Origin of the sequence: Nocardia sp. CC227C (genome assembly GCF_030767025.1) — a bacterium.
GTDB lineage: Bacteria > Actinomycetota > Actinomycetes > Mycobacteriales > Mycobacteriaceae > Nocardia.
Window position 1 is genome coordinate 20,202 of the sequence record NZ_JASITE010000010.1, and the last position, 21,378, is coordinate 41,579.

Annotated in this window: 24 protein-coding genes; 12 read left to right on the top strand and 12 right to left on the bottom strand. The window is 69.3% G+C overall.

Annotation, left to right across the window (positions count from 1 at the left end; translation table 11 throughout):
• Window positions 1–73: 73 nt before the first annotated feature.
• From QMO76_RS20680 to QMO76_RS20690, 3 genes are all read right to left on the bottom strand, one after another.
• The gene (locus tag QMO76_RS20680) at window positions 74–1,186 is read right to left on the bottom strand and encodes a winged helix DNA-binding domain-containing protein (protein ID WP_306362980.1); all 1,113 of its coding nucleotides are present in this window, start codon (window positions 1,184–1,186) and stop codon (window positions 74–76) included.
• 69 nt (window positions 1,187–1,255) lie between these two features.
• A complete protein-coding gene (locus tag QMO76_RS20685; RefSeq protein ID WP_306362981.1) occupies window positions 1,256–2,230 on the bottom strand; it encodes an NADPH:quinone oxidoreductase family protein in 975 nt (324 codons plus the stop codon).
• 80 nt (window positions 2,231–2,310) lie between these two features.
• Window positions 2,311–4,020, bottom strand: a complete 1,710-nt coding sequence (locus QMO76_RS20690) for a serine/threonine-protein kinase (RefSeq protein WP_306362982.1) — start codon at window positions 4,018–4,020, stop codon at window positions 2,311–2,313.
• 198 nt (window positions 4,021–4,218) lie between these two features.
• On the opposite strand from QMO76_RS20690, the gene QMO76_RS20695 reads away from it, so the two are divergent.
• Window positions 4,219–4,992 (top strand): acyl-[acyl-carrier-protein] thioesterase, encoded by a 774-nt coding sequence (locus tag QMO76_RS20695; protein WP_306362983.1) that lies wholly within the window; start codon window positions 4,219–4,221, stop codon window positions 4,990–4,992.
• Window positions 4,993–5,053: 61 nt separating this feature from the next.
• On the opposite strand, the gene QMO76_RS20700 is transcribed toward QMO76_RS20695, so the two are convergent.
• Entirely contained in the window at window positions 5,054–6,724 is a 1,671-nt protein-coding gene (locus QMO76_RS20700) for an FAD-dependent oxidoreductase (RefSeq protein ID WP_306362984.1), read from the bottom strand.
• Between the two features lie 287 nt (window positions 6,725–7,011).
• Between QMO76_RS20700 and QMO76_RS20705 the strand changes: the two genes are divergently transcribed.
• Entirely contained in the window at window positions 7,012–7,503 is a 492-nt protein-coding gene (locus QMO76_RS20705) for a histidine phosphatase family protein (protein WP_306362985.1), read from the top strand.
• Between the two features lie 30 nt (window positions 7,504–7,533).
• Here QMO76_RS20705 and QMO76_RS20710 read toward each other — a convergent pair whose 3' ends face one another.
• On the bottom strand, window positions 7,534–7,737 hold the full coding sequence (locus QMO76_RS20710) for a hypothetical protein (RefSeq protein ID WP_029933038.1): 204 nt from the start codon (window positions 7,735–7,737) through the stop codon (window positions 7,534–7,536).
• A gap of 188 nt (window positions 7,738–7,925) precedes the next feature.
• Here QMO76_RS20710 and QMO76_RS20715 point away from each other — a divergent pair, with 188 nt between their 5' ends.
• The 3 genes from QMO76_RS20715 to QMO76_RS20725 all read left to right on the top strand — a co-directional run bounded on the left by QMO76_RS20715 (window position 7,926) and on the right by QMO76_RS20725 (window position 9,990).
• Window positions 7,926–8,378, top strand: a complete 453-nt coding sequence (locus QMO76_RS20715; protein ID WP_306362986.1) for a MerR family transcriptional regulator — start codon at window positions 7,926–7,928, stop codon at window positions 8,376–8,378.
• Window positions 8,375–9,385, top strand: a complete 1,011-nt coding sequence (locus QMO76_RS20720) for an aldo/keto reductase (RefSeq protein WP_306362987.1) — start codon at window positions 8,375–8,377, stop codon at window positions 9,383–9,385. The genes QMO76_RS20715 and QMO76_RS20720 overlap by 4 nt, the downstream gene beginning before the upstream one ends.
• A gap of 176 nt (window positions 9,386–9,561) precedes the next feature.
• Window positions 9,562–9,990 (top strand): VOC family protein, encoded by a 429-nt coding sequence (locus QMO76_RS20725; RefSeq protein ID WP_306362988.1) that lies wholly within the window; start codon window positions 9,562–9,564, stop codon window positions 9,988–9,990.
• On the opposite strand, the gene ribA is transcribed toward QMO76_RS20725, so the two are convergent.
• Window positions 9,978–10,601: a GTP cyclohydrolase II gene (gene ribA / locus QMO76_RS20730; protein WP_306362989.1), complete on the bottom strand. Its 624-nt coding sequence runs from the start codon at window positions 10,599–10,601 to the stop codon at window positions 9,978–9,980. The two genes, QMO76_RS20725 and ribA, sit on opposite strands and share 13 nt — an antisense overlap.
• Window positions 10,602–10,696: 95 nt before the next feature.
• Window positions 10,697–11,668, bottom strand: a complete 972-nt coding sequence (locus QMO76_RS20735) for a GlxA family transcriptional regulator (RefSeq protein ID WP_306362990.1) — start codon at window positions 11,666–11,668, stop codon at window positions 10,697–10,699.
• A 100-nt stretch (window positions 11,669–11,768) separates the two neighbouring features.
• Here QMO76_RS20735 and QMO76_RS20740 point away from each other — a divergent pair, with 100 nt between their 5' ends.
• From QMO76_RS20740 to QMO76_RS20755, 4 genes are all read left to right on the top strand, one after another.
• Window positions 11,769–12,713 (top strand): NADP-dependent oxidoreductase, encoded by a 945-nt coding sequence (locus QMO76_RS20740; protein ID WP_306362991.1) that lies wholly within the window; start codon window positions 11,769–11,771, stop codon window positions 12,711–12,713.
• Between the two features lie 113 nt (window positions 12,714–12,826).
• A complete protein-coding gene (locus tag QMO76_RS20745; RefSeq protein ID WP_306362992.1) occupies window positions 12,827–13,309 on the top strand; it encodes a carboxymuconolactone decarboxylase family protein in 483 nt (160 codons plus the stop codon).
• A 3-nt stretch (window positions 13,310–13,312) separates the two neighbouring features.
• Window positions 13,313–13,624, top strand: coding sequence for a GNAT family N-acetyltransferase (locus QMO76_RS20750; protein WP_306362993.1), 312 nt, complete (start codon window positions 13,313–13,315; stop codon window positions 13,622–13,624).
• Window positions 13,621–14,592, top strand: a complete 972-nt coding sequence (locus tag QMO76_RS20755; RefSeq protein WP_306362994.1) for a pirin family protein — start codon at window positions 13,621–13,623, stop codon at window positions 14,590–14,592. Before QMO76_RS20750 ends, QMO76_RS20755 begins: the two co-directional genes overlap by 4 nt.
• A 158-nt stretch (window positions 14,593–14,750) precedes the next feature.
• Here QMO76_RS20755 and QMO76_RS20760 read toward each other — a convergent pair whose 3' ends face one another.
• Window positions 14,751–15,221, bottom strand: a complete 471-nt coding sequence (locus QMO76_RS20760) for a PaaI family thioesterase (RefSeq protein ID WP_306362995.1) — start codon at window positions 15,219–15,221, stop codon at window positions 14,751–14,753.
• Between the two features lie 158 nt (window positions 15,222–15,379).
• On the opposite strand from QMO76_RS20760, the gene QMO76_RS20765 reads away from it, so the two are divergent.
• A complete protein-coding gene (locus QMO76_RS20765; RefSeq protein ID WP_306362996.1) occupies window positions 15,380–16,012 on the top strand; it encodes a hypothetical protein in 633 nt (210 codons plus the stop codon).
• Between the two features lie 145 nt (window positions 16,013–16,157).
• Here QMO76_RS20765 and mqo read toward each other — a convergent pair whose 3' ends face one another.
• Both mqo and QMO76_RS20775 read right to left on the bottom strand, forming a co-directional pair.
• Window positions 16,158–17,672, bottom strand: coding sequence for a malate dehydrogenase (quinone) (mqo, locus tag QMO76_RS20770; protein WP_306362997.1), 1,515 nt, complete (start codon window positions 17,670–17,672; stop codon window positions 16,158–16,160).
• Between the two features lie 225 nt (window positions 17,673–17,897).
• Window positions 17,898–18,428 carry a CGNR zinc finger domain-containing protein gene (locus QMO76_RS20775; protein ID WP_306362998.1) on the bottom strand — a complete coding sequence of 177 codons (531 nt, stop codon included), beginning with the start codon at window positions 18,426–18,428 and terminating at the stop codon, window positions 17,898–17,900.
• A gap of 38 nt (window positions 18,429–18,466) precedes the next feature.
• On the opposite strand from QMO76_RS20775, the gene QMO76_RS20780 reads away from it, so the two are divergent.
• Together QMO76_RS20780 and QMO76_RS20785 are read left to right on the top strand one after the other, a co-directional pair.
• The gene (locus QMO76_RS20780; RefSeq protein WP_306362999.1) at window positions 18,467–19,414 is read left to right on the top strand and encodes a DMT family transporter; all 948 of its coding nucleotides are present in this window, start codon (window positions 18,467–18,469) and stop codon (window positions 19,412–19,414) included.
• Between the two features lie 183 nt (window positions 19,415–19,597).
• Window positions 19,598–20,233: a hypothetical protein gene (locus QMO76_RS20785; protein WP_306363000.1), complete on the top strand. Its 636-nt coding sequence runs from the start codon at window positions 19,598–19,600 to the stop codon at window positions 20,231–20,233.
• A gap of 34 nt (window positions 20,234–20,267) precedes the next feature.
• Here the strand turns inward: QMO76_RS20785 and QMO76_RS20790 are convergent, their stop codons facing one another.
• Together QMO76_RS20790 and QMO76_RS20795 are read right to left on the bottom strand one after the other, a co-directional pair.
• Window positions 20,268–20,732 (bottom strand): hypothetical protein, encoded by a 465-nt coding sequence (locus QMO76_RS20790; protein WP_306363001.1) that lies wholly within the window; start codon window positions 20,730–20,732, stop codon window positions 20,268–20,270.
• A 21-nt stretch (window positions 20,733–20,753) separates the two neighbouring features.
• The gene (locus tag QMO76_RS20795; protein WP_306363002.1) at window positions 20,754–21,350 is read right to left on the bottom strand and encodes a Uma2 family endonuclease; all 597 of its coding nucleotides are present in this window, start codon (window positions 21,348–21,350) and stop codon (window positions 20,754–20,756) included.
• Between the last annotated feature and the right edge of the window lie 28 nt (window positions 21,351–21,378).

The window sequence follows — 21,378 nt, forward strand, 5'->3', positions numbered from 1 at the left end:
GCGGTGTTTCCACCGGATTAAGCTTGCGCAGGCAACCGGAGGCGCACCGGGCGCGGGAACGGGCCGGAACGGGTCAGGGGCGCAGCTCCGCTCCGGGGGAGAGGATTTCGACGCTGGGCCGCAGCTCCGGTTCCAGGAAGGCGAGCAGTGCTTGCGCCTCGGCCGTCACCGCGTCGCGGTCGGCGCGGCTCCATTCGGTGCGGGGGCTGATGCGCAGGCGGGCGGTTCCGCGCTCGGAGAAGATCTTGTAGACGGCGGCGAGATAGCCGTCCACCAGGATCGGGGACACGGCGGCGGCGAAGGCGCGCAGCGGGGGTGCGCCGCCCTCCGGGACGATGCGGGTCCGGTCCCGGTGGGAGAGGACGGCGTTGTCGTACCAGCCGAGCAGGCGGACGGGGGCGGGGGTGTCCGGGTCGACGAGTTCGGCGTCGGCGGCGTCGTAGAGGGTGCGGCCGCTCTCGTCGGTGTAGGTGCGCACGCGGTCGCCGAGACGGGCCATCGCGGACTTCATGCCGGGGAGCTTGCACCAGGTCTGCATATCCATGGTGGTGGCGGGGCCGAAGGCGCGCAGGTAGCGCAGCAGCAGTTCTTCCAGCGGGTAGGCCGGGTCCAGGGGTGCGCCGAGCCAGGGCTCGACCCGGGACCACACCGGGCGGCTGTTGTCGCGCCAGCGCCCGCGCGGCGGGGTTTGCAGGACCGGCAGCTGGTACAGCCAGGTCTGGACGACCGCCCCCGGATCGCGGTCCGGGTAGAGTTCGGCGGCGCGTTCGCGCAGCGCGGTGGCGGACATGGGTTCGTCGCCGAGCACCGCCTCACCGTCGGCGCGCACCCGTTCCGGATCGAGGCCGACCATGGCCCCGTAGTTGAAGCCCTTGCGGAAGGGGACCTTCTCCAGTTCGGGCTGGATGTGCGGGGCGATGCGCAGTGCGTCCGGCGGGGTGACCAGGTGAATGGTGCCGCGCATCAGGGTGATTCGCACCAGGGAGCGATCCTCGAGCCCGGCCGACACCGGCTTCGGGTCGAAATCGGCGATGCGGCTCCACAATGCGACGAACGGCGGCGGGACATCCTGAGCCTGGAGGCCGATCAGGTGCTCGCACATCTCGGCCACCGACAGCGTGGACCGCTCCAGCAGATGCTGGCGGGCGAGCAGCGTCCGATTGAGCACCCTGTTCGACAGCTTCATGGTTCGCCTTCCCTCCCCGGCCGCGCCGGTCGCACGACCGGCACGACGATCATGATCTCCGCGAGCGACTCAGCGCAGGGTGACGACGACCTTGCCGGTCGCGGTGCGCTTGTCCAGTGCGGCAACGGCTTCCGCGGCGTGGTCGAGGGTGTAGAGGATCGGTTCGGGCGGCAGGATCTTGCCGTTGGCGAGCAGCGGCTCGACCTCGGCCCACTGCTCCTGGAGGTATCCGGGGTGGCTCATCACCCATTCGCCCCAGGCCGCGCCGACGACCTCGACATTCTTGAGCAGCAGGCGGTTGACCTTGACGGTGGGGATCTCGCCGGCGGTGAAGCCGACCACCAGCAGGCGGCCGCCGGAGGCGAGGGAGCGGATGCTGTCGGTGAAGCGGTCGCCGCCGACCGGGTCGAGCACGATGTCCACGCCCCGGCCGCCGGTGAGGTCCTTGACGGCCGCCAGCCAGCCGTCGGTGAGCACCACGTCGGTCGCGCCGTTGGCGCGGGCGACCTCGGCCTTCTCCTCGGTGCTGACCACCGCGATCACCCGGCCCGCGCCCAGCGCCTGCGCCATGCGCAGGGTGGAGGTGCCGATGCCGCCGGCCGCGCCGTGCACCAGCACCGTCTCGCCAGCGGCGATGCGCCCGCGGTTGCGCAGGCAGAAGTGCACGGTCAGATCGTTGAACAGCACACCGGCACCCGATTCCAGGGCGATATTGTCGGGCAGCTTGAACACCATGTCGGCGGGTGCGACGGCGACCTCGGCCATGGCATTGCCGAGCAGGGTCAGCGCGACCACCCGGTCGCCGGGGGCCACCTGCGCGCCCTCGGGGGCTTCGCGGACGACTCCGGCGATCTCGCAGCCCACGACGTACGGCATGGCCGGTTTCATCTGGTACAGGCCGCGGGTCATGAGGACGTCGGGGAAGGCCACTCCGGCCGCGTGCACGTCGATGACGACGCCGCCGGGATAGGGCGCGGGCTCCGGAATATCGACGACCTCGATCGCCTCCGGCCCTTCCAGCTTGCTCACCACGGCTGCACGCATGCGAAATCTCCGATCTACCCGGCGTTGGATGCCTCCCGAACCTAACCGATTCGCGGGCGATCCGTCCTGTTCGGGCGTATTCAGCGGCTGGCGTACTCGATCATCGCCTCATTGGCGAGCACCTCGCCGTTGCGCACGATGGTCAGCGCACCCGGACCGATCTCGTACCGCGTGCCGTCGGCGGGATTGGTGGCGGTGAAGCCATCGGCCGAGGGCACCGGATCGTCGAGTTCGATCACCGCGCCATCGCGGATCCGCACACCCTTGTAGTAGTAGCGGCCGACGCCGGTGCGGCACACCACGAGTCGCGAGGCGGCGGTGTGGCCGACGGCGTGGGCCGGATCGTCGGCATTGCACCGGGGGCCGCCCGCGTCCACGAAACCCTGGCCATCGGTGCCGGACACCGGGCCGAGGGGCGGAGCCGTCGGCGCGGGCGTGGTGCCCGCGCCGATGGACGTGGTGACGGCCGCGGTGGGGGCCGCGGAGTCCGGGGGCGCGGAGGTCGGCGTCGCAGGGGTCCGGGCCAGCGAGGTCGGGCCGAGCGGCGCCCCGGGCGTCGGCGACGCCGGGACGGGCGAGGTGATCGCCCCCGGCCGGCCGGGCGTTCCGTCGTCCCGCAGCGCCACCCACCCCAGCGCGGCCGCCAGTCCCAGCACGGCGACCCCGAGCACACCGGCCAGCACCGGCAGCCGCGAACGCTTCGCCTCCGGCGGCGCGGACGGGTGGTCCGGCCACCCCGCATCGACCGTCGGAACTCGGTCGGCACCCGTAGAACGCGTCGCACCGGCGGGACGCGCCGCATTCCCTTCGGCCGCCCGTCCCGCATCGGCGGGATGGGGATCGGCGGGGCCCCGGTCGCCAGGTGGTCGGAGCGGCCGGGGCGGGGGGCTCGGGTGCCGCGACGGGAGGGCCACCGTCGGCGGGGCGGGCGGCGCGGTCGTGCGCGTCCGGTCGGCACTGCCCGCCCGCAGCAGGGCGGCGCGGGCGGCGCGGGCCAGCCGCCCGGCCGAGGCGTACCGGCGGGCCGGGTCCTTGGCCATGCCGGTGGCGACGACCTGGTCGAAGGTGACGGGGACGCCGGGGCGGGCGCTCGGGCGGGGCGGGGGCGTCATCATATGTGCGCGAATGGCCGCCAGATTGCTGTCGGCGACGAAAGGCGCTTCGCCCGTGAGGGATTCGTACAGCACGCAGGCCAGGGCGTAGACGTCGACAGCGGCTCCGGGGCTGCCGTGCTCGAACCGCTCAGGGGCCATGTAGGCGAAGGAGCCGATGGCGCTGCCGGTACCGGTCAGCTGCGCATCGGACTCCGCGTGCGCGATTCCGAAATCCGCCAGGTAGGCGAACATCTCACCGGTCAGCAGAATATTGGCGGGTTTGATGTCGCGGTGCACCAGCCCGCTGTCGTGCGCGGCATCGAGCGCGGCGGCGATCTGCTCGACCACCGAGACCGCCGCGTCCGGCGACAGCGGCCCCTCCGCCCGCAGCCGCGCCTTCAGGTCGCGCCCGCGCACCAGCCGCATGTCGATGTAGAGGACCCCGTCCACCTCGCCCCAGTCGTGTACCGGGATGACGTGCGGCTCCTGCAGTCTCGCGGCGGTCCGGGATTCGCGCCGGAACCGCTCCACATAGCTCGGCGTCTTGGCCAGCTCCTGATCCAGCAGTTTCAGCGCCACCACCCGGTCCCGGACGGTGTCGAACGCCTCGTAGACCTCGCCCATGCCGCCGACCCCGAGCAGCGTACGAAGCTCGTACTGCCCGAACCGCGATCCGGTCCGCGACCCGGCAACCACGCGCGCCTCCCCTGCCTGGATTACAACCAAACAGGCTACGGCCTGGACAGCCACCCTGTCATGCCCTGGAAAATGAGTAGGTGACTCGACGCGAGGGGCGGGCGACCGCACCGTAAAGTCGTGTCCAGCAAGCACCGCACGAGAACGCGGCACACCGGACCCGGCACCATGGGTCACCGTGCCGCGCGAGGAGCACCAGTGTCACTCGATGAGCCACTCGCCCCGCTGCGTCAGGAGGGCTTGGGCTTCGCCTCGGCGTGGCCCGTCCGGGCTGGCGATGTGGATCCGTACAACCGGCTGCGTTTCGACGGCATGGCCCGCTACCTGCAGGACATCGCCTGGGAAGACTTGCACTCCGGCATCTTCCACCGCACCGACCCGAGCTGGATCGTGCGCCGCACGGTCATCGATGTGGTCCGGCCGGTGTACTGGCCGGATCGGGTGGAGCTACGCCGCTGGTGTTCGGCCCTGTCCACGCGCTGGACCAATATGCGGGTGCGGATCACCAGCGAGAACGGCGGTCTCATCGAGACCGAGGGCTTCTGGATCAATATCAACGAATCCACCAATATGCCCACCCGCATCAGTGACGAGGGGCTGGCCCAGCTGGCCCGCACCACCGATGAGCACCGGCTGCGGTGGCGGCCCTGGCTGACCGATCCGATGCCGCCGGAATCCGACGTGGATCTGCCGTTTCCGCTGCGCGCCACCGATATCGACCAGTACAACCATGTGAACAATGCGGTGTACTGGCAGGCCGTGGAGCAGTATCTGGTGGACTATCCGAAGCTGGTCGCCGCACCGCACCGGGCGGTGATCGAGTACATCGCGCCGGTGCAGGCGCGACAGCACCTCAGTGTGCGGGCCCGTTACGAGCCGGGTGATCGCACCGGGCATCCGGTCCTGCGGCTGTGGTTCGTGGTCGGCGGCATCACCACGACGACCGTGCGGATCGGTCCGCTGCCGGGCTGAGCCGACCGTCGAACGGCGCGCGGCCCCACCGGGTTCGGGTGGGGCCGCGCGGTTCGTTCGGCTAGCCCTCGGCGGCTTTGAGCAGGTTCTCGACGCTGGTGAATTTCACGCGGGGGCGGCCGGCGGCTTTGCCCGCGGTCTTCTCCGCGGCGTCGATGGCCTTCCACCCCGCCCGATCCACCAGATCCGGTTGCCGCCGCGCCAGCAACGCCTTCAACGCGGCACGGTCCGCGCTCGGCGCGGCGAGTTTCCCGGCGGTGAAATCCTCGATCACCTGATCCACCGTCTGCGCGGAATCGACCCGGTTCGACCCGATCACCCCCCGCGGACCCCGCTTGATCCACCCCGACACATACACCCCCGGCACCGGGGACCCATCCGCGGCCAACACCCGACCCTTCTCGTTCGGGATCACCCCGTTGACCTCGTCGAAGGGAATATCGGCCACCGGCTCACCTCGATACCCGATCGACCGCAACACCAACGACGCGTCGAGCGAACCGGTCCGCTCCGACGCGCGGGCGACGGTGCGACCGTTCTCGGTCACCAGGTCGTTGTGCACGAACTCCACCGACTCGGCCTTGCCGTCACCGGTGATGGCGGTCGGCGAGACCAGATACCGGAACACGATCCGCTTGTTGCCCGGCGTCGGCGTCGTGGCCGCGTACTCCCGCGCCAGGGTGTACTTCAGCTTCAGGTGCGGTTCGACCTCCGGATCATCCAGCAACGCCCGGGACTCGGGATCCAACTCCAGATCGGCCGGGTCCACCACCACGTCCACCCCCTTCAGATGGGTGAGCGCCATGAACTCCGGGCTGCTGTAGGCCGCCTGCAACGGGCCACGCCGCCCCAGCACCACCACCTCGGTGATGCTGCTGCGCCGCAACGCATCCACCGCGTAATCCGCGATATCGGTCTTGGCCAGGTCCTCGGGGTCCATCGTCAGAATCCGCGCCACGTCCAGGGCGACATTGCCGTTGCCCACGATCACCGCCCGCTGTCCCGACAGATCGAACTCCCGATCCGCGTAGTCGGGGTGCCCGTTGTACCAGGCCACGAACTCCGTCGCCGAATGCGACCCCGGAAGGTCCTCGCCGGGCACCCCCAGACGCCGGTCGGTCGACGCGCCCACCGCGTAGACCACCGCGTGATGGTGCGCCATCAACTCCGCATGGCTGATGTGCCTGCCCACCTCCACGTTCAGGTAGTACTGCAAGGCGTCGCGGCGAAACGCGGTCTCGAACATATTCGCCACCAGCTTCGTGCCCGCGTGATCGGGAGCCACACCCGCACGCACCAGCCCGTAGGGGGTGGGCAGCTTGTCGAACAGCTCCACCTCCGCGTCCGCGCGCCGCAACAACTCCTCCGCCGCGTAGCAGGCGGCCGGACCCGCCCCGATCACCGCCACCCGCAACGTGCCCAACTCCTTGGGCACGCGCGTGGGCGCGACCAGCGGATCGAAATTCGATTCCAGCGGATGCCGCTGGAAGTAGGCGGCGTTGACATCGCGGAACCGGGCCAGCGACGCGGTCAGATCGTCCTCGGAGAAAATGGCCTCCACCGGACACGCGTCCACACACGCACCACAGTCGATACAGGTGTCAGGGTCGATATACAACTGCTCCGCCGTCGCGAACTCCGGAGACTCCGGCGTAGGACGGATGCAGTCGACCGGACACTCCGGAACGCAGCTGGCGTCGTTGCAACAACGCTGCGTGATCACATAGGCCATATCTCGCAGATCCTCGAAACAGTCGCGGTGCTACTCAGCTCGGGTTCGAGCAGGGGTCGGTAGAACACGTTCTAATATAGGTGCCACGCGGCATGGATCGGCACACCGACGTGACGTCCCCTTCAGTGTGCCTCGAGTGTGACGACGATCTCCCGTCGGGCCACCGACCGAAATGTGAACTGCGTCTCCCGGCCCCGGTAGCCCGCATGACCACCCGTGGCCGATCGGGTGAAACCGTGTCCGCATCCTGCCACCGAGCGGGCACCGCAGGACCTACGGTGGTGCGCATGGCGCGGACGCTCATCCTCATGCGGCACGGCAAATCGGGCTATCCGGACGGGGTCGCCGACCACGATCGGCCCCTGGCCCCGCGCGGGCGGCGGGAGGCGGCATTGGCCGGGGACTGGTTGCGGGAGACGCAACCGGCGGTGGACGCGGTGCTGTGCTCGACGGCCACCCGCACCCGGGAAACCCTGTCCGCGACCGGAATCAGCGCACCGGTGTCCTTCGAGAAATCGATCTACGAGGCGTCCCCGCGCACCCTTGTCGAACTCGTCCAGCTCACCGACGACACGGTGGACACGCTGCTGGTGATCGGGCACGCGCCCGGAATGCCGTGGACGGCATGGGAGCTGGCGAGCAACCGCGACTCGGAACCGGCGGAGCGGATGAGCCGCAAGTTCCCCACCTCCGCCCTGGCGGTGCTGGAGTTCGATCGGGCATGGCGGGACGCCGATCCGGGCACGGGCGATCTCCGGCTCTTCCACGTGCCACGCTGAGGGACCGCACCCCCGATCGAGGGACCCGGCTCAGCCGAGCAGCTTCCCCTTCCACACCACGACACCGCCGAACACCAGCAGGAGCAGCAGCGCCGGGAAGAACCCCAGCAGCCACCACACCACACCGAAGACAGCGGCCACGGGCAACAGTGCGATCCCGGCGATGACGGGATTCTCCCGCACCGTCTCCAGCGCCGACCGGCCCCGGATGCGATCTATGTCTTTTCCAGCCATGGCACCAGCGTAGGCGCGTCCGGCGGCGAGGTCAGCGCAGTCGATCCAAGTCGATGGTGAGTTCGCAGGGTGAGCCGGTGCGGTAGATCCCGGTCGCCTCGTCTTCGGCAACGTAGCCGAGTTCAGGGGTTGCTTGGAGTGCACTCCAGGTGATTAGCGTCGGTGGAGTTCGACGAGAGGAGCGAGCGGTGAGCGTGGCGGCGGTGCGGTACGAGGCGGACTACGAGCTGCCGAGGTACTCGATCGGTGAGGTGTCCGAGCGGTCGGGGCTGACGCGGGACACGCTGCGGTGGTACGAGCGGATCGGGCTGATGGACTACGTGGGCCGCGATCACACCGGGCAGCGGCGATTCAGTGACCGGGATCTGGACTGGTTGACGCTCATCGGGAAACTGCGCCGCACCGGGATGTCGGTCGCCGACATGGTCCGCTACGCGGAACTGGTGCGCGAGGGTGACGCCACCTTCCCACAGCGACTCGAGATGTTCCGCCGCACCCGCGAGGACGTGCTCGCCCGCATCGCCGAACTACAGCAGACCGTGGCCGTTCTCGACTGCAAGATCGCGCTCTACGAGGGCGATCCGACGCGCGACTGGCGGACCGTGGTCACACCGAACGCAAGCGAAGGGAAGCGCACATGACCACGACGCGGGTACTGCCCACCACGGCCCTCGGCGAGATCCGGATCGGGGTACAGGGCTACGGCTGCATGGGCATCAGCGAGTTCTACGGTCCGACCGATGCCGACGAGGCGCGGGCGACACTGGAGCACGCCCTCGAACTCGGGGTCACCCTGTTCGACACCGCCGATATGTACGGGTCCGGACACAATGAGGAGTTCGTCGGCGAATTCGTCCGCGCCCACCGCGACAAGGTGGTGCTGGCGACGAAATTCGGCATCGTGCGCAAGGCGGACGAACCGAGCTACCGGGGTATCGACAACTCCCCCGAATACATCCGGCGCGCGGTGGACGCCAGCCTGACCCGGCTGGGTATCGACGTCATCGACCTGTACTACATGCATCGGCGGGATCCGCGGGTGCCGATCGAGGAGACCGTCGGCACGATGGCCGAGCTGGTGGCGGCGGGCAAGGTGCGTCAGCTCGGGCTCTCCGAGGTGACCGGGCCGGAGTTGCGCGCCGCGCACGCGGTGCACCCGATCGCGGCCGTGCAGTCGGAATGGTCGGTGTTCTCCCGGGATGTGGAGCGGGCCGTGGTACCCGCCGCCGCCGAACTGGGCGTTACCTTCGTGCCCTACTCGCCGCTGGGGCGGGGTTTCCTCACCGGCACCGTGGCGGTGACCGGCGAACTGGCGGAAGGTGATGTGCGCCGGGCGTTCCCGCGGCTGTCCGGAGACAACGCGGTGCGCAACGCGGAGCTGCTGACTCCGCTGCGGACCATCGCGGAGTCGCGCGGCATCACCCCGGGGCAGGTCGCGCTGGCCTGGGTGCACGCGCAGTCGCGGGTGCACAACCTGTCGGTGGCGCCGATTCCCGGCACCCGCCGCCGAAACCGGGTGGCGGAGAACGTCGCCGCCGCGACGGTCGAGCTGACCGCCGACGAGCTGGCCGCCCTGGAACCGATCGCCGAGCGGGTCGCCGGAAACCGGTACGCGGACATGAACTTCACCTCAGCCGGTCGCGAATAGCGAAGACCGCCACCGTTGTTCCGTCGGCTTCGCGTGTTCCGTCGGCCGAAGCCCGGGTGGGGGTCATGTCGAAACGCTCGGCGGCCGGATGGTGCCACGTCCGCGAACCCGGGGGGTTGACTCTCCCGCCGCGGGAGACCCGATGCTGGTCATACCAACGAGAAAGGGTTTCAGCCATGATCACCAGCATCTTCCCCACCCTCTGCGCCGACGATGTGGCGGCGGTCCGGGACTTCTACGTGGAGCTGTTCGGCTTCCAGGTGGTGTTCGACAGCGGGTGGTACGTGCAGTTGGAAGCGCCGGACGGGGCCAAGCCGCAGATCGGTGTGGTGGAGCGCACGCACGAAAGCGTGCCGGAGGCGTACCGGGTGCTGCCGTCGGGATTCCTGGTCGCCATCGAGGTGGACGATGTGGACGCCGTGCACGCCCGGGCCGTGGAAATGGGGCTGAAGATGCCGCTCGAGCTGCGCAGCGAGGACTTCGGCCAGCGCCACTTCATGACCGTCGACCCGAGCGGTGCGCTGGTCGACGTGATCACGCCCATCCCGCCGAGCGGGGAGTACGCCCAGGACTACGCGCAGTCCGCCGACTCTCAGGCGATCTGAATGGTGTGGCCGGTGTGGTCGGCCTTGGCCCGCAGGTAGCGCAGGTTGCCGGGGGTGGCGTGCACGCCCGTCGGGACGGTGCGGCGCACGGCCACCCCGAGCACGCCGAGCTGGCGCGCCTTGTCGGGGTTGTTGGTGAGCAGTTCCAGTTCGGAAATGCCCAGCGCAGTGAGCATCTGGGCGGCGGCGGTGTAGTCGCGCGCGTCCTCGGGCAGGCCGAGCGCGGCATTGGCCTGGTAGGTGTCGAGCCCGGAATCCTGGAGCACGTAGGCGTCGAGTTTGTTGTACAACCCGATATCGCGTCCTTCCTGCCGCAGATACAGCAGCACGCCGCCGGTGTCGGCGATGCGCTCCACCGCTTCGCGCAGCTGCGGACCGCAGTCGCAGCGCGCGGAGCCGAAGACGTCACCGGTCAGGCATTCGGAGTGCAGCCGCACCAGCGGCGCCCGCCGCGGGTCGGGTTCGCCCAGCACCAGAGCGAGATGTTCCCGGCCGTCGCTGAGCCCGTCGAAGGTGACCGCCTCGGCAGTGGTCGAATACCCGTCCCCGAATGTCAGCGGAATGCGCACGCGCGTCCGCACGCCCGCGCCGACGCGAGTACTGCTCTCCATAGCGGCTCCGAGATCGCAGTGACCGTTCGATCGACAGTGAACTCGATCGCGCGCCCGGTTATTCCGGGCGGAGGCCCACCGCGGCCGGACGCGGCTCAGGCGGTGCGGCGGAAGGTGCGCCGGTAGGCGTGGGGCGAGGTGTTCAGCAGGGCACGCATGTGTTGCCGCAGTGAGTTGCCGGTGCCGAAGCCGGACCGTTCGGCCACCAGATCGATGCTCAGGTCGGTGTGCTCGAGCAGCTCCCGGGCGCGGTCCAGCCGTTGGACCGTGAGCCAGCGGCCGGGTGTGGTACCGACTTCGGCGCGAAATCGCCGGGTGAAGGTGCGCACGCTCATCCGCGCGTGCGCGGCCATCTCGTCCAGGGTGACCGGGTCCGCCAGCCGGTCCAGCAGCCAGGCGCGGGTGGGGGCGGTGGACGCGGCGTCAGGCTGCGGCACCGGGCGCTCGATGAACTGGGCCTGACCGCCGTCCCGCCACGGCGGCACCACGAGGCGGCGGGCGACCCGATTGGCGAGGGTAGCGCCGTGGTCCCGGCGGAGCAGGTGCAGGCACAGGTCCAGGCCCGCGGCGACCCCGGCGGCGGTGAGCACGTCGCCGTTGTCCACGAACAGCACGTCCTCGTCGATCTTGACCCGAGGGTAGGCGCGACGGAATGCCGCGGAGTGCATCCAGTGCGTGGTCGCGGTCCGGCCGTCCAGCAGCCCGGCCGCCGCCAGCACGTAGCTGCCCGTGCAGATGGAGACCATGCGGGTTCCCTGCCGTATCCGGGCCAGCGCGGCGGCCAGCGGTTCCGGTAGCGCACCGCCGGGCTCCAGGTCACCGAGGTCCTCGGTGGGCGGCACGATCACGGTGTCGGCGCTCGCGAGGGCCTCGGGACCGTGCGCCGGCGCCAGCGACAGCCCTTCGGCGGTCCGCAGCGGCCCACCGTCCACGCCGCAGACGACCACCTCGTACAGCCCGCCGCCGCCCTCGTCGTCCGCGAATCCGAAGACCCGCGAGGGGATGCCGAGCTCCAGCACCGGCACCTGATCGAGCGCGAGGACGACGACACGGTGCGGAACGGGCATGGCCGAATCCTGTCACATGTTGTCCTTTCGGCCACTACTGCGGCCCGCGAATCCGACGCACTGTGGTGACCGGTAATTCACCGACGAGAGGAGACAGTTGATGAGCACCGGTGACACCATGCGCGCCATGGTCGTTCGGGAGTGGGGCGGCCCGGAGGTCCTCACCCTCGCCGAGATCGCGCGTCCGGAGCCGGGCGTCGGCGAGATCCTGGTGCGCGTGCACGCCGCGGGCGTCAACCCGGTGGACTGGAAGACCCGGGCGAGCGGCGCGCTGATCGGCTGGGGTACGCCGCCGATCGTGGGCTGGGACGTGTCGGGCGTCGTGACCGCCGTCGGCCCGGGGGTGAGCCTTTTCCAACCCGGCGACGAAGTGTTCGGCATGCCGAGCTTCCCGGCGCAGGCGGGCGCGTACGCCGAGTACGTGGTCGGTCCGACCCGGCACTTCGTGCGCAAACCGCGGGAGATCGACCACATCCGGGCCGCCGCCCTGCCGCTGGCCGCCCTCACCGCATGGCAGGCGCTGGTCGACACCGCCGGGGTGCACGCGGGGCAACGCGTGCTGATCCATGCCGCCGCGGGCGGGGTGGGCCACCTGGCGGTGCAGATCGCCAAGGCGCGCGGCGCGTACGTCATCGGCACCGCCCGCGCGGACAACCACGACTTCCTGCGCGACCTGGGTGCGGACGAGCTGATCGATTACAGCGCCGTCGATTTCGCGGAGGCGCTGCGGGATGTGGACATCGTGATCGACGGAATCGGCGGGACGTACGGGGAACGCTCACTGCGCGTGCTGCGGCCCGGCGGCCGCTTGGTGACCCTGCCCGACGCGGACTCGGTGCCCGATACCACCGGCCTGGACGTGCGGGCGGGCTGGACCGTGGTCGAGCCCGACGCCGCGGGGCTGCGGCAGATCGTCGGTTTGATCACCGCGGGCCTTCTGCGGGTCGAGATCGACACCGTGCTGCCGCTCACCGAGGCGGCGCGGGCGCACGTCGCGGGCGAGCGCGGGCGTACCCGCGGCAAGATGGTGCTCACCGTCGTCTGAGACGTGAATTCGGCTCCCGCGGTGTGTCTTCCACGCTCGATCCCCGGTTCGCGACGCGCGGTGGCGCGGATCGGGGAGCGCGGAGCCACCCTTCCGCTTACGATGAACCGACTATGCAGTCTCCAGCGGTTCCTGCCCGGGTCTGGATCGACAAACAGTCACCGGCGATATACCAAGCCCTCGCGGGTGTGGCGCTGTCCGTACGCACCGCCGCCGCGGCCGTCGATCTCGATCGAGCCGTGATGGAACTGGTGAACGTGCGCGTCTCCCAGCTCAACGCCTGCCCCGTCTGCCTCGACGTCCACGAGCGGGCCGCCCGGGCGGCCGGGGTCACCCGGCAGCAATTGGCGGTGCTCCCCGCCTGGCGGCGCAACCCCGAGCTGTACACCGACCGGCAGCGAGCGGCGCTGACCCTGGCCGAGAGTGTCACGAATCTTCCGGATGATGCGATCTTGGAGCGTGAGTATGCTGCTGCGCGGCAACATTTGTCGGATGACCAGTTATCCGTTGTGATCTGGGCTGCGACCACTATCGGCGCGTTCAACCGAGTGTCGATCCTGAGCAAACATCCGGTGCGGGTGCGGAAGGAGAACTGAACAATGAGCGAACAGGCCGTCGTGGCCGCGGTCGTGCGCAACGACACGCAACACCGGTACGAGGTGTGGTACGGCAACTCGCTCGCGGGTTTCAGCGAGTTTCGGGAACGCGACAACGACACCGTTTTCATCCATACCGAGGTGGATAGCGAGTTCGGCGGCAAGGGGCTGGGCAAGGTGCTCGCCGAGGAGGCGGTCAAGGACGTGATCGAGCGAGGGCGGGTCATCGTGCCGCGCTGCCCCTTCATCAAGGGCTGGTTGGACAAGCATCCGGAGTACGACGAGCACGTCGTCGGCAAGGGCATCAAACGGTGAGCGACCTCGAGTCGCGTCCGGAGGAGTCGCTGTGCGAGTCCTCCGGAAAACCGGGGCCGCGGGCGGAGTTCTTCCCGTCCCGCGAGGTGCCCCTCGGTGGGGTGCGCGGGGTGACCGTGCACCGTACGCTGCCGCAGCGTGACCTGCCGACGGTCGGCGCGTGGTGCTTCCTGGACTACTTCGGATCGAATTCGCCCGCGAATCCGGCGGGCCACGACATCGACCCCCATCCGCACATCGGATTGCAAACGGTCACTTGGCCGTTGGAGGGCCGCGTCCGCCACCGCGACAGCGTCGGCTCGGATGTGGAGATCCGGCCCGGTCAGCTGAACCTGATGACCTCCGGACGGGGTATCGCACATTCGGAGTACCGCGTGCCGGGGCACCCCTCCGGACGGGGGCTCCAGCTGTGGATCGCGCTACCGGACGAAAGTCGCGGTATCGCACCACATTTCGAACAGCATGCGACGCTGCCGAGTTTCGAGCTGCCCGGACTGTCCGGGACCGTGCTGATCGGATCGCTCGGCGGCGTGACCTCACCCGCCACCGCCTACACCCCGATCGTGGGCGCGGATCTGCGCGTCGGGGCCGGGACCGATGTCGAACTGCCGTTGACCCCGGCGTACGAGCACGCCGTGCTGGTGGTGGACGGCGCACTGTCCGTCGCGGGCACCCCGGTCGAGCCCGGCAGCCTGTTCTACCTGGGCAGTGATCGCACCGGAATCCGCCTGCACGATACGGCGGGAGCGCGGCTGCTGCTGATCGGCGGCGAACCGTTCGGCGAGGATCTGGTCATGTGGTGGAACTTCGTGGGACGCAGTCACGAAGAGATCGAGGCGGCCCGAAACGACTGGGAGAAACACGATCTCGAGCGCTTCCCGGACATCGCGGGGCACACACGAGAGCAGCGCATCCCGGCACCACCGCTGCCCGGACTGCACCTGAAGCCACGCAAAAGGCGTTACTAGCAACACGATTCGGGCTGGTGCCCGCTCATCACCTGCTTCCCGGTGACCCTGGACAGATCCAGCTGCTCCCGGGTGTGCGGCCCGGTCAACTCCGGTGGCCCGGTCAACTCCGGCGGGCCGGTCGGCATCGGCGGGCCGGTCAACTCCGGCGCGGCCGGTCAGCTCCGCCGCGGCCGGATGACGGCGGTGAAACTCGCTGTGGCGACGGCTTTTCCGGTGCCGTCGGTGATCGTGACCGGGACGGCGAGTTCGATCTCGGTACGCGACTCGATATTCGCGCGCATGCTCGCAACGGCGCCCTCGGGCAACTCGGAGGTGGCGAGGAAGGGACTCGCCGTGCCCTTGGCACGGGCCAGGTACTCGATCCTCCCGTCCCGGGCGACGATGAAGGTCTCCCCCATCAGATCCACGATGCCGGAGACGGCCGCGCCCATGGCCGCGGTCTCGGCGAAACCGAACAGGATGGCGGCGTGCACGTCACCGTTGTGGTTGAGGTGCTCCGGCCGCGCCGCCATTCGCACCACATTGCGGCCGCTGGCGAACTCCTCGGCGTCGATACCGGCGAACTGAATGAAGCCCAATTTCTTGAAACCGTCCATCACCAGGGCACCCATGGTCGCGCTGTCCATCGCATCTCCGATCGAATTGAAACGTGTTTCACTTTCTATACCGGGTGCGCACGGTGGTTGTCCATGCTCGACAAGCGGACGAAACGGCAAAAGCGGTAAGTTTTCTGCGACGTGCCCACCGCAGCCGCCGACGAAAGAACACGATGACCCTCCCCCCGATGACCCTCAGCAAGATCACCGCGACCGCCCTGCTCGCCCTGGGAGCCACCGGCCTCTCCGCCGGAATCGTCCACGCCGATTCGCCGACCCGGGTCCAGCCCGCGCCCCGGACGGTGGCGATCCACGGGAACGACCACGGCGTCGGCTATCTCGTCGCGCTGTCCGATGACCAGCGCTCGGCGGTCACCACCCTGCGCTCGGGCCGCTTCGTGGCGGCCGCCGACACCGTCACCCTGCTCGACGACGCCGGGCGCACGGTGACCACCCTGCCGCTGGCCTTCGATGTCGCCGGACAGCGCGTGGAACTGCTGCCGTCCGTGGATGCGTCGGGCCGACAGCTGACCCTCTCCCCCGGCGGCGCGGCCGCGACACCGCTGCGTGACATCTCCGCGCAGGACACCTTCTGGGCCGAATTCGAGAAGGCCAAGACCGCCGGTATCGCCGGACTGGTCATCGGCGCGGCCATCGGCGCCGTGCTCGGCTTCCCGCTCGGCCTGTTCGTCCTCGACTTCATCACCGTGCCGGTGGCCGCCGTGGTCGGCGGCGTCATCGGCGGGCTCGCGGGCCTGGCCGTCGGCGGCGGGCAGCCCCTCATCGACGCCGCGGTCGCCTACGCCACCGGACAACCCTGACCCGGCCGAAGAACACCGAAGACGATGCCCCGCCGCACATTCCGGTGCCGCGGGACATTGTCGTCACGACGCACCCGGCGGCCCGACGGGCGTGCGGGACAGGCTCCGCCATCATGACCGGCCGGGCAACCGTGCCGGAGTCGGGTCAGTCGGTGACCGGGGCCGCCAGGCCGAGTATCTCGGCCGTGCGGGCGGCGGTGCGCCGCGCCAGAGCCTCGTTGTCGATCAGCGAGCGGCCGACGGTGGGCATGAGTTCACACAGGCGCGGCGCCCACAGGCGGCGATAGTGGGGGAAGCAGCGGCGCAGCACCTCGAGCATGATGGCGGGGGCGGTCGACGCACCGGGTGAGGCACCGAGCACGGCGGCGATGGACCCGTCCTGGGCGGCGACGACCTCGGTGCCGAATTCGAGGACGCCGCCGCGCACCGGGTCGGCCTTCACGATCTGGGCGCGCTGCCCGGCGCTGATCATGGTCCACTCGTCGCCCACCGCGGCGGGGAAGAACTCCCGCAATGCGGCGACCTTGCGCCGCCGCGTGGACACCAGTTGGCCGGCCAGCAGCCGCACCAATCCGAGATTGTTCGCGCTCATGGCCGCCAGCGGGCCGATATTGTGCGGCCGCAGCGAGGCCGCGACATCGAGCAGCGAGCCCTGCTTCAGGAACTTCGGGCTGGAACCGGCGTACGGGCCGAACAGCAGCGACTGGCGGCCGTCGATGATTCGGGTGTCCAGATGCGGCATGGACATCGGCGGCGCTCCGACCGGGGCCTTGCCGTACACCTTGGCGTCGTGCCGCTCGACCACGGCCGGATTGTCACAGCGCAGGAAGCGCCCGCTCACCGGCAGCAGCCCGTAACCGCGCACCTCGGGAATTCCGGCCCGCTGCAACAGTTTCAACGCCCAACCGCCCGCACCGGCGAAGACGAAGCGGGCGTCCACCCGGGAGGTGATGCGGTCGCCGGTGTCATCGGCCGCGACCAGTCGCAGCTTCCAGGAGCCGTCGTTGTTCTTGCGCAGGCCACGCACCTCGTGCCGCAGATACACGTCTACACCGAGAGTTTCCAAGTGCGCGAACAGTTTCCGGGTGAGCGCCCCGAAATCGACATCGCTGCCGGTGATATCGCGGGTGGCGGCGATCGGTTCGCCCTTGGCGCGACCGCGCAGCAGGAGCGGAGCCCATTCCCCGATGATCTCCGGGTCCGCGCTGAACCGCATGGAACCGAAGAGCGGATGCTCGGTGAGCGCGGCATGGCGGCGGCGCAGGAAATCCACATCGTCGGCGCCCCGCACGAAAGTCATATGCGGTACCGGATTGATGAATTCCCGCGGTTTGTCCAGGATTCCCTCTTCCACCAGATGCGCCCACAGCTGGCGGGTCAGCTGGAACTGTTCATTCACCCGCAGCGCCTTCTCGATATCGACGCCACCGCCCGGCTTTTCCGAGGTGTAGTTCAGTTCGCACAGTCCCGCGTGCCCGGTGCCCGCATTGTTCCACGCCGCCGACGCCTCGGCCGCGACCTCCGCCAGACGCTCGTACACCGCGATGGACCAGGTCGGCTCCAGGTGCCGCAGCAGGATTCCCAGCGTGGCGCTCATGATTCCACCGCCGATCAACACCACGTCGTAAGTACCCAGCGGCCCATGCCGTCTCGTCGTCATTGCCGAAAGACTCCCAACCGATCCTCGAGCGAGCACGGGCACGCTAACACCGGAGTTGTACGCGCGTATAGCCGAAGCGGAAGCGACAGTGAGAAACCCAACAGCTGACACTTTTGCGACGTCGGAGGGCGAATTGGTCGCGCATTTCCGAGTCGGGCGCTCCGATTCCGGTCGCGGTCGGCGTTTCGTTCCACCCGGCGCGAAGGGCTGGGCGACCGTCGCGGATTACTTCTTCCGCGCCCGGTAGGCCGCGACGGCGTTGCGGTTGCCGCAGGCGGTGCTGCAATAGCGGCGGGAGCGGTTGCGGGAGAGGTCGAGGACGATGCCCGCACAGTTGTCGTCGGCGCAGACGGCGAGACGGGAGAGCTCGTCGGCGCGAATGAGGTCGATCATCGCCATGGCGGTTTCGACGGCGATGCGGACGGGCAGCGGCGCTTCGGGCGGAACCGCGTGGATGTGGTAGTCGAGGTCGTCGTGGCGGACCAGACGGGGGACGGCGCGATGCTCGGCGAGGATGTCGTTCACCAGCTCCACCGCCGTATCCCGGTCACTGGTGAGCAGCTCGCGCAGCACCGGGCGCAGCGCGCGGACCCGGTCGAGTTCGCGTTCGTCGCCGGAGCGCACGCCGGTGTAGCCGTGCCGCACGAAGAAATCGGCGAGCTGGGCGGTTTCGGTCATGGTGTCCGGTTCCTCGGCCGAGTTCACCAGCTCCACCGCAGCGGCCATGGACGCTTCGGTGTCATGAGCGAAAATCATGTTGACATATTACCAAGCCCACCTTAGCGTCATTTGTCATGACGCAGTTGACTCATGACACGGCCGTTCGGAACAGATTGCGTACCGGGCTGCTGTTCGCCCTGCTGTCGGCTTCGTCGTTCGGACTCTCGGGGTCGCTGGCGCGCGGCATGATGAACGCCGGGTGGAGTTCCGCGGCGGTGGTGGCGGTACGCGTGCTGCTGGCCGCCGCCGTGCTGGCGCCCATCGCGCTGGTGCACCTGCGCGGGAACTGGAAGCTGTTGCGCGACAACGCCGCTCTCATCGTCGGATACGGCCTGCTGGCGGTCGCGGGCACCCAGCTCGCCTATTTCAACGCCGTCGCCCACATGGAGGTGGGCGTGGCCCTGCTCGTCGAGTACACCGCACCGGTGGCCGTGGTGGGCTGGTTGTGGCTGCGGCACCGGCAACGGCCCGGCGCCACCACCGTCGGCGGCGCCGTGGTCGGCCTGACCGGGCTGGTGCTGGTGCTGGACCTGACCTCCGGGGCGGAAACCAGCGGGGTCGGGATCGCGTGGGCGCTGGCGGCGATGGTCGGCGCGGCCTCCTACTTCGTGCTCTCCGCGCACGGCGACGGTTCCCTGCCCGGAACGGTGCTGGCGGCAAGCGGGCTGCTGATCGGTGGCGCGGCGCTGCTGGCCGCGGGTGCGGTGGGCGTCCTGCCGTTCCGGGCGACCACCGAACCCGTTGTCTTCCAAGGCTTCACCACCACCTGGTGGCTGCCGCTGATCTTCCTCGGCGTGGTCACGGCGGCGCTGGCCTATGTCACCGGCATCGCGGCCACCCGGATGCTCGGCTCGCGCCTGGCCTCCTTCGTGGCGCTGTTCGAGGTGCTGGCGGCGCTGGCCTTCGCCTGGGTGCTGCTCGGCGAAGCGCCGCGGCCCATCCAATTGCTGGGCGGCACACTGATTCTCATCGGCGTCGTGGCGGTGCGCCGCGGCGAGGAGGAGACCACCGAGACCGGGTAGCCCGACCGGCCTACGCGTGCGAGCACCGCTCGGGGTGAGGTGTCCACTATGTGTCGGCGGGGTTCCGATCCGCGCACCGCCCGGGTAGGTTCTTCGCAGACGTCGGGGCCGTATGGCCCGCAACCCCGAGGGACACCGATGCGCCTAGCCAGAACGATTGCGCCACTGCTGCTTTGCCTGACGATGTCGGTCGCCGTCGCCACCACCGCGACGGCCGGACCGGCACAGCCCGCGCTGCGAGTGCAGGGCAGCGAGGACGGCATCGATTACGCGGTGGAACTGTCGCCGGACAACCGCGCCGTCGTCGCCACCATCGCCTCGGGCCGCTTCCTGCCCACCTGGGACGGCGAGGCGGTCATAGTCACCGACGACGACGGCCTGCTCGCCGCCACCGTGCCATTGCGGCACGACATCGTCGGCCACACCCTGGAACTCACCCCCGGCATCACCGACGGCAGCCGCCGCCTCACCCTCACCCCGGTGGCCCAATCCCCGGTCCCGCTGCGCGACATCAACGCCCAGCAGCACTTCTTCGACGTGGTGCAGGCCAACCTGCCCGCCGTGGCGACCGGAGCCGCCATCGGCGGTGCGATCGGCTTCCTCATCGGCTTCCCCGCGGGGCTGTTCATCCTGGACTTCATCACCATCCCCATCACCACCGTGGTGGGAGCCCTGATCGGCGGGGCCGTCGGCCTGCAGCAGGGGGGCGGCGACCCGGCGGTGGAAGCCGCCCTCGCCTACGCCGAATCCCTCGTCCCGGGTGCCGCGGAGACCATCCGCCCCGCCTTCGACGCCCTCCCGGAACCCCAGCCGCGCTGAGGAATTCGAGCGCACGTCGGAATTCGAGCGCGCGTCACGACACGAAGGACAAGGACTCGATCGCCATGGGATGCTCGGTGTAATACCAGTCCCCGGTCATCTCCATGGCGAGGTCGAAGCGCACCGCATGCCCGCTCCCCGGCCCGGACGTGATCGTCCACAGACTGTTGGGCAACCCGGCCACCGCGCTGACACTGCCGTCCGACCAGGTGAAACTGCCCGATGTCGGCGATCCGAAACCACGCCAGGGCAATTCGGCGCGGAATCGCCCCGCCGTGATCCCCGGCAGCAGCGAACTCCGGCAGTCCCACACCTCCCCTGCCCGCCGCACACTCTGTCCGGCGCTGCCGCTCCCCGGTAACAGTTCGGCGGTAAGCACGCTGCCCCGATAGCACCCCCCGAGTTCGCTGCCCGGTCCGGCCGCGGCCGGACCGGGCAGCGGTTGTGCCACCACCGCACCGACGAACACAACCAGAACGATGCCGCGAGAACCGTGCACGCCACCCTCCTCGCCGAGGAACTACCAGGTCACTTCGGGCACTTCGATATCGATAGGGAAAGGCCGGTCGACTTTCACCCGCCCACGATGCACTCCGGTGGGCGCGTAGCCGCCCTCGGGAAGCAGTTCGAACGTGTAGACGACGATAGCGTCGTCCTCGTTCTCCACACGCCAGAAGCACTTGATGCCGGCTTCACAGTACTGCGCTGGCCGGAGTCGGCGATCCTTGGTTTTCGTTCCTGGAGACATCACCTCGATTGCGAGGTGAACGTCTTCGGGCTGGAAGACCAAGCTGCGGGAGTGCACCACCTCGCGATTGACTACCAGCACATCGGGTTCCGGCACGCTCGTGCCAAGATCGATGCCCTTTTCCGTCGCGATGACGAACTGTCGCGGCGCAGCCGGACGTAGTAGGTGTTTCAAGATGTCGACTACCTCGTCATGCCAGTGCGTGGCGGGAGCCATCATCATGACTTCACCGTCCAGCAGCTCGAAGCGGCCATCGACAACTTCTATCAGACGCGGCAGATCCGCGGCGGTGAATCCGTCGAGCGGTGGCGTGGGCAGCAGCACCATCCGACCGTGAATCGGTTCGCCGGAGGGCTGGGCGGCAGTCATACCAGCACACTACCGCCCATCGATCCGA

Coding starts and splice junctions, on each gene's coding strand:
- QMO76_RS20680 (WP_306362980.1), bottom strand. CDS start 1,186: ATGAAGCTGTCGAACAGGGTGCTCAATCGGACGCTGCTCGCCCGCCAG.
- QMO76_RS20685 (WP_306362981.1), bottom strand. CDS start 2,230: ATGCGTGCAGCCGTGGTGAGCAAGCTGGAAGGGCCGGAGGCGATCGAG.
- QMO76_RS20700 (WP_306362984.1), bottom strand. CDS start 6,724: ATGGCCTATGTGATCACGCAGCGTTGTTGCAACGACGCCAGCTGCGTT.
- QMO76_RS20705 (WP_306362985.1), top strand. CDS start 7,012: ATGGCGCGGACGCTCATCCTCATGCGGCACGGCAAATCGGGCTATCCG.
- QMO76_RS20710 (WP_029933038.1), bottom strand. CDS start 7,737: ATGGCTGGAAAAGACATAGATCGCATCCGGGGCCGGTCGGCGCTGGAG.
- QMO76_RS20720 (WP_306362987.1), top strand. CDS start 8,375: ATGACCACGACGCGGGTACTGCCCACCACGGCCCTCGGCGAGATCCGG.
- QMO76_RS20725 (WP_306362988.1), top strand. CDS start 9,562: ATGATCACCAGCATCTTCCCCACCCTCTGCGCCGACGATGTGGCGGCG.
- ribA (WP_306362989.1), bottom strand. CDS start 10,601: ATGGAGAGCAGTACTCGCGTCGGCGCGGGCGTGCGGACGCGCGTGCGC.
- QMO76_RS20735 (WP_306362990.1), bottom strand. CDS start 11,668: ATGCCCGTTCCGCACCGTGTCGTCGTCCTCGCGCTCGATCAGGTGCCG.
- QMO76_RS20740 (WP_306362991.1), top strand. CDS start 11,769: ATGAGCACCGGTGACACCATGCGCGCCATGGTCGTTCGGGAGTGGGGC.
- QMO76_RS20745 (WP_306362992.1), top strand. CDS start 12,827: ATGCAGTCTCCAGCGGTTCCTGCCCGGGTCTGGATCGACAAACAGTCA.
- QMO76_RS20750 (WP_306362993.1), top strand. CDS start 13,313: ATGAGCGAACAGGCCGTCGTGGCCGCGGTCGTGCGCAACGACACGCAA.
- QMO76_RS20760 (WP_306362995.1), bottom strand. CDS start 15,221: ATGGACAGCGCGACCATGGGTGCCCTGGTGATGGACGGTTTCAAGAAA.
- QMO76_RS20765 (WP_306362996.1), top strand. CDS start 15,380: ATGACCCTCAGCAAGATCACCGCGACCGCCCTGCTCGCCCTGGGAGCC.
- mqo (WP_306362997.1), bottom strand. CDS start 17,672: ATGACGACGAGACGGCATGGGCCGCTGGGTACTTACGACGTGGTGTTG.
- QMO76_RS20775 (WP_306362998.1), bottom strand. CDS start 18,428: ATGATTTTCGCTCATGACACCGAAGCGTCCATGGCCGCTGCGGTGGAG.
- QMO76_RS20780 (WP_306362999.1), top strand. CDS start 18,467: ATGACGCAGTTGACTCATGACACGGCCGTTCGGAACAGATTGCGTACC.
- QMO76_RS20785 (WP_306363000.1), top strand. CDS start 19,598: ATGTCGGTCGCCGTCGCCACCACCGCGACGGCCGGACCGGCACAGCCC.
- QMO76_RS20795 (WP_306363002.1), bottom strand. CDS start 21,350: ATGACTGCCGCCCAGCCCTCCGGCGAACCGATTCACGGTCGGATGGTG.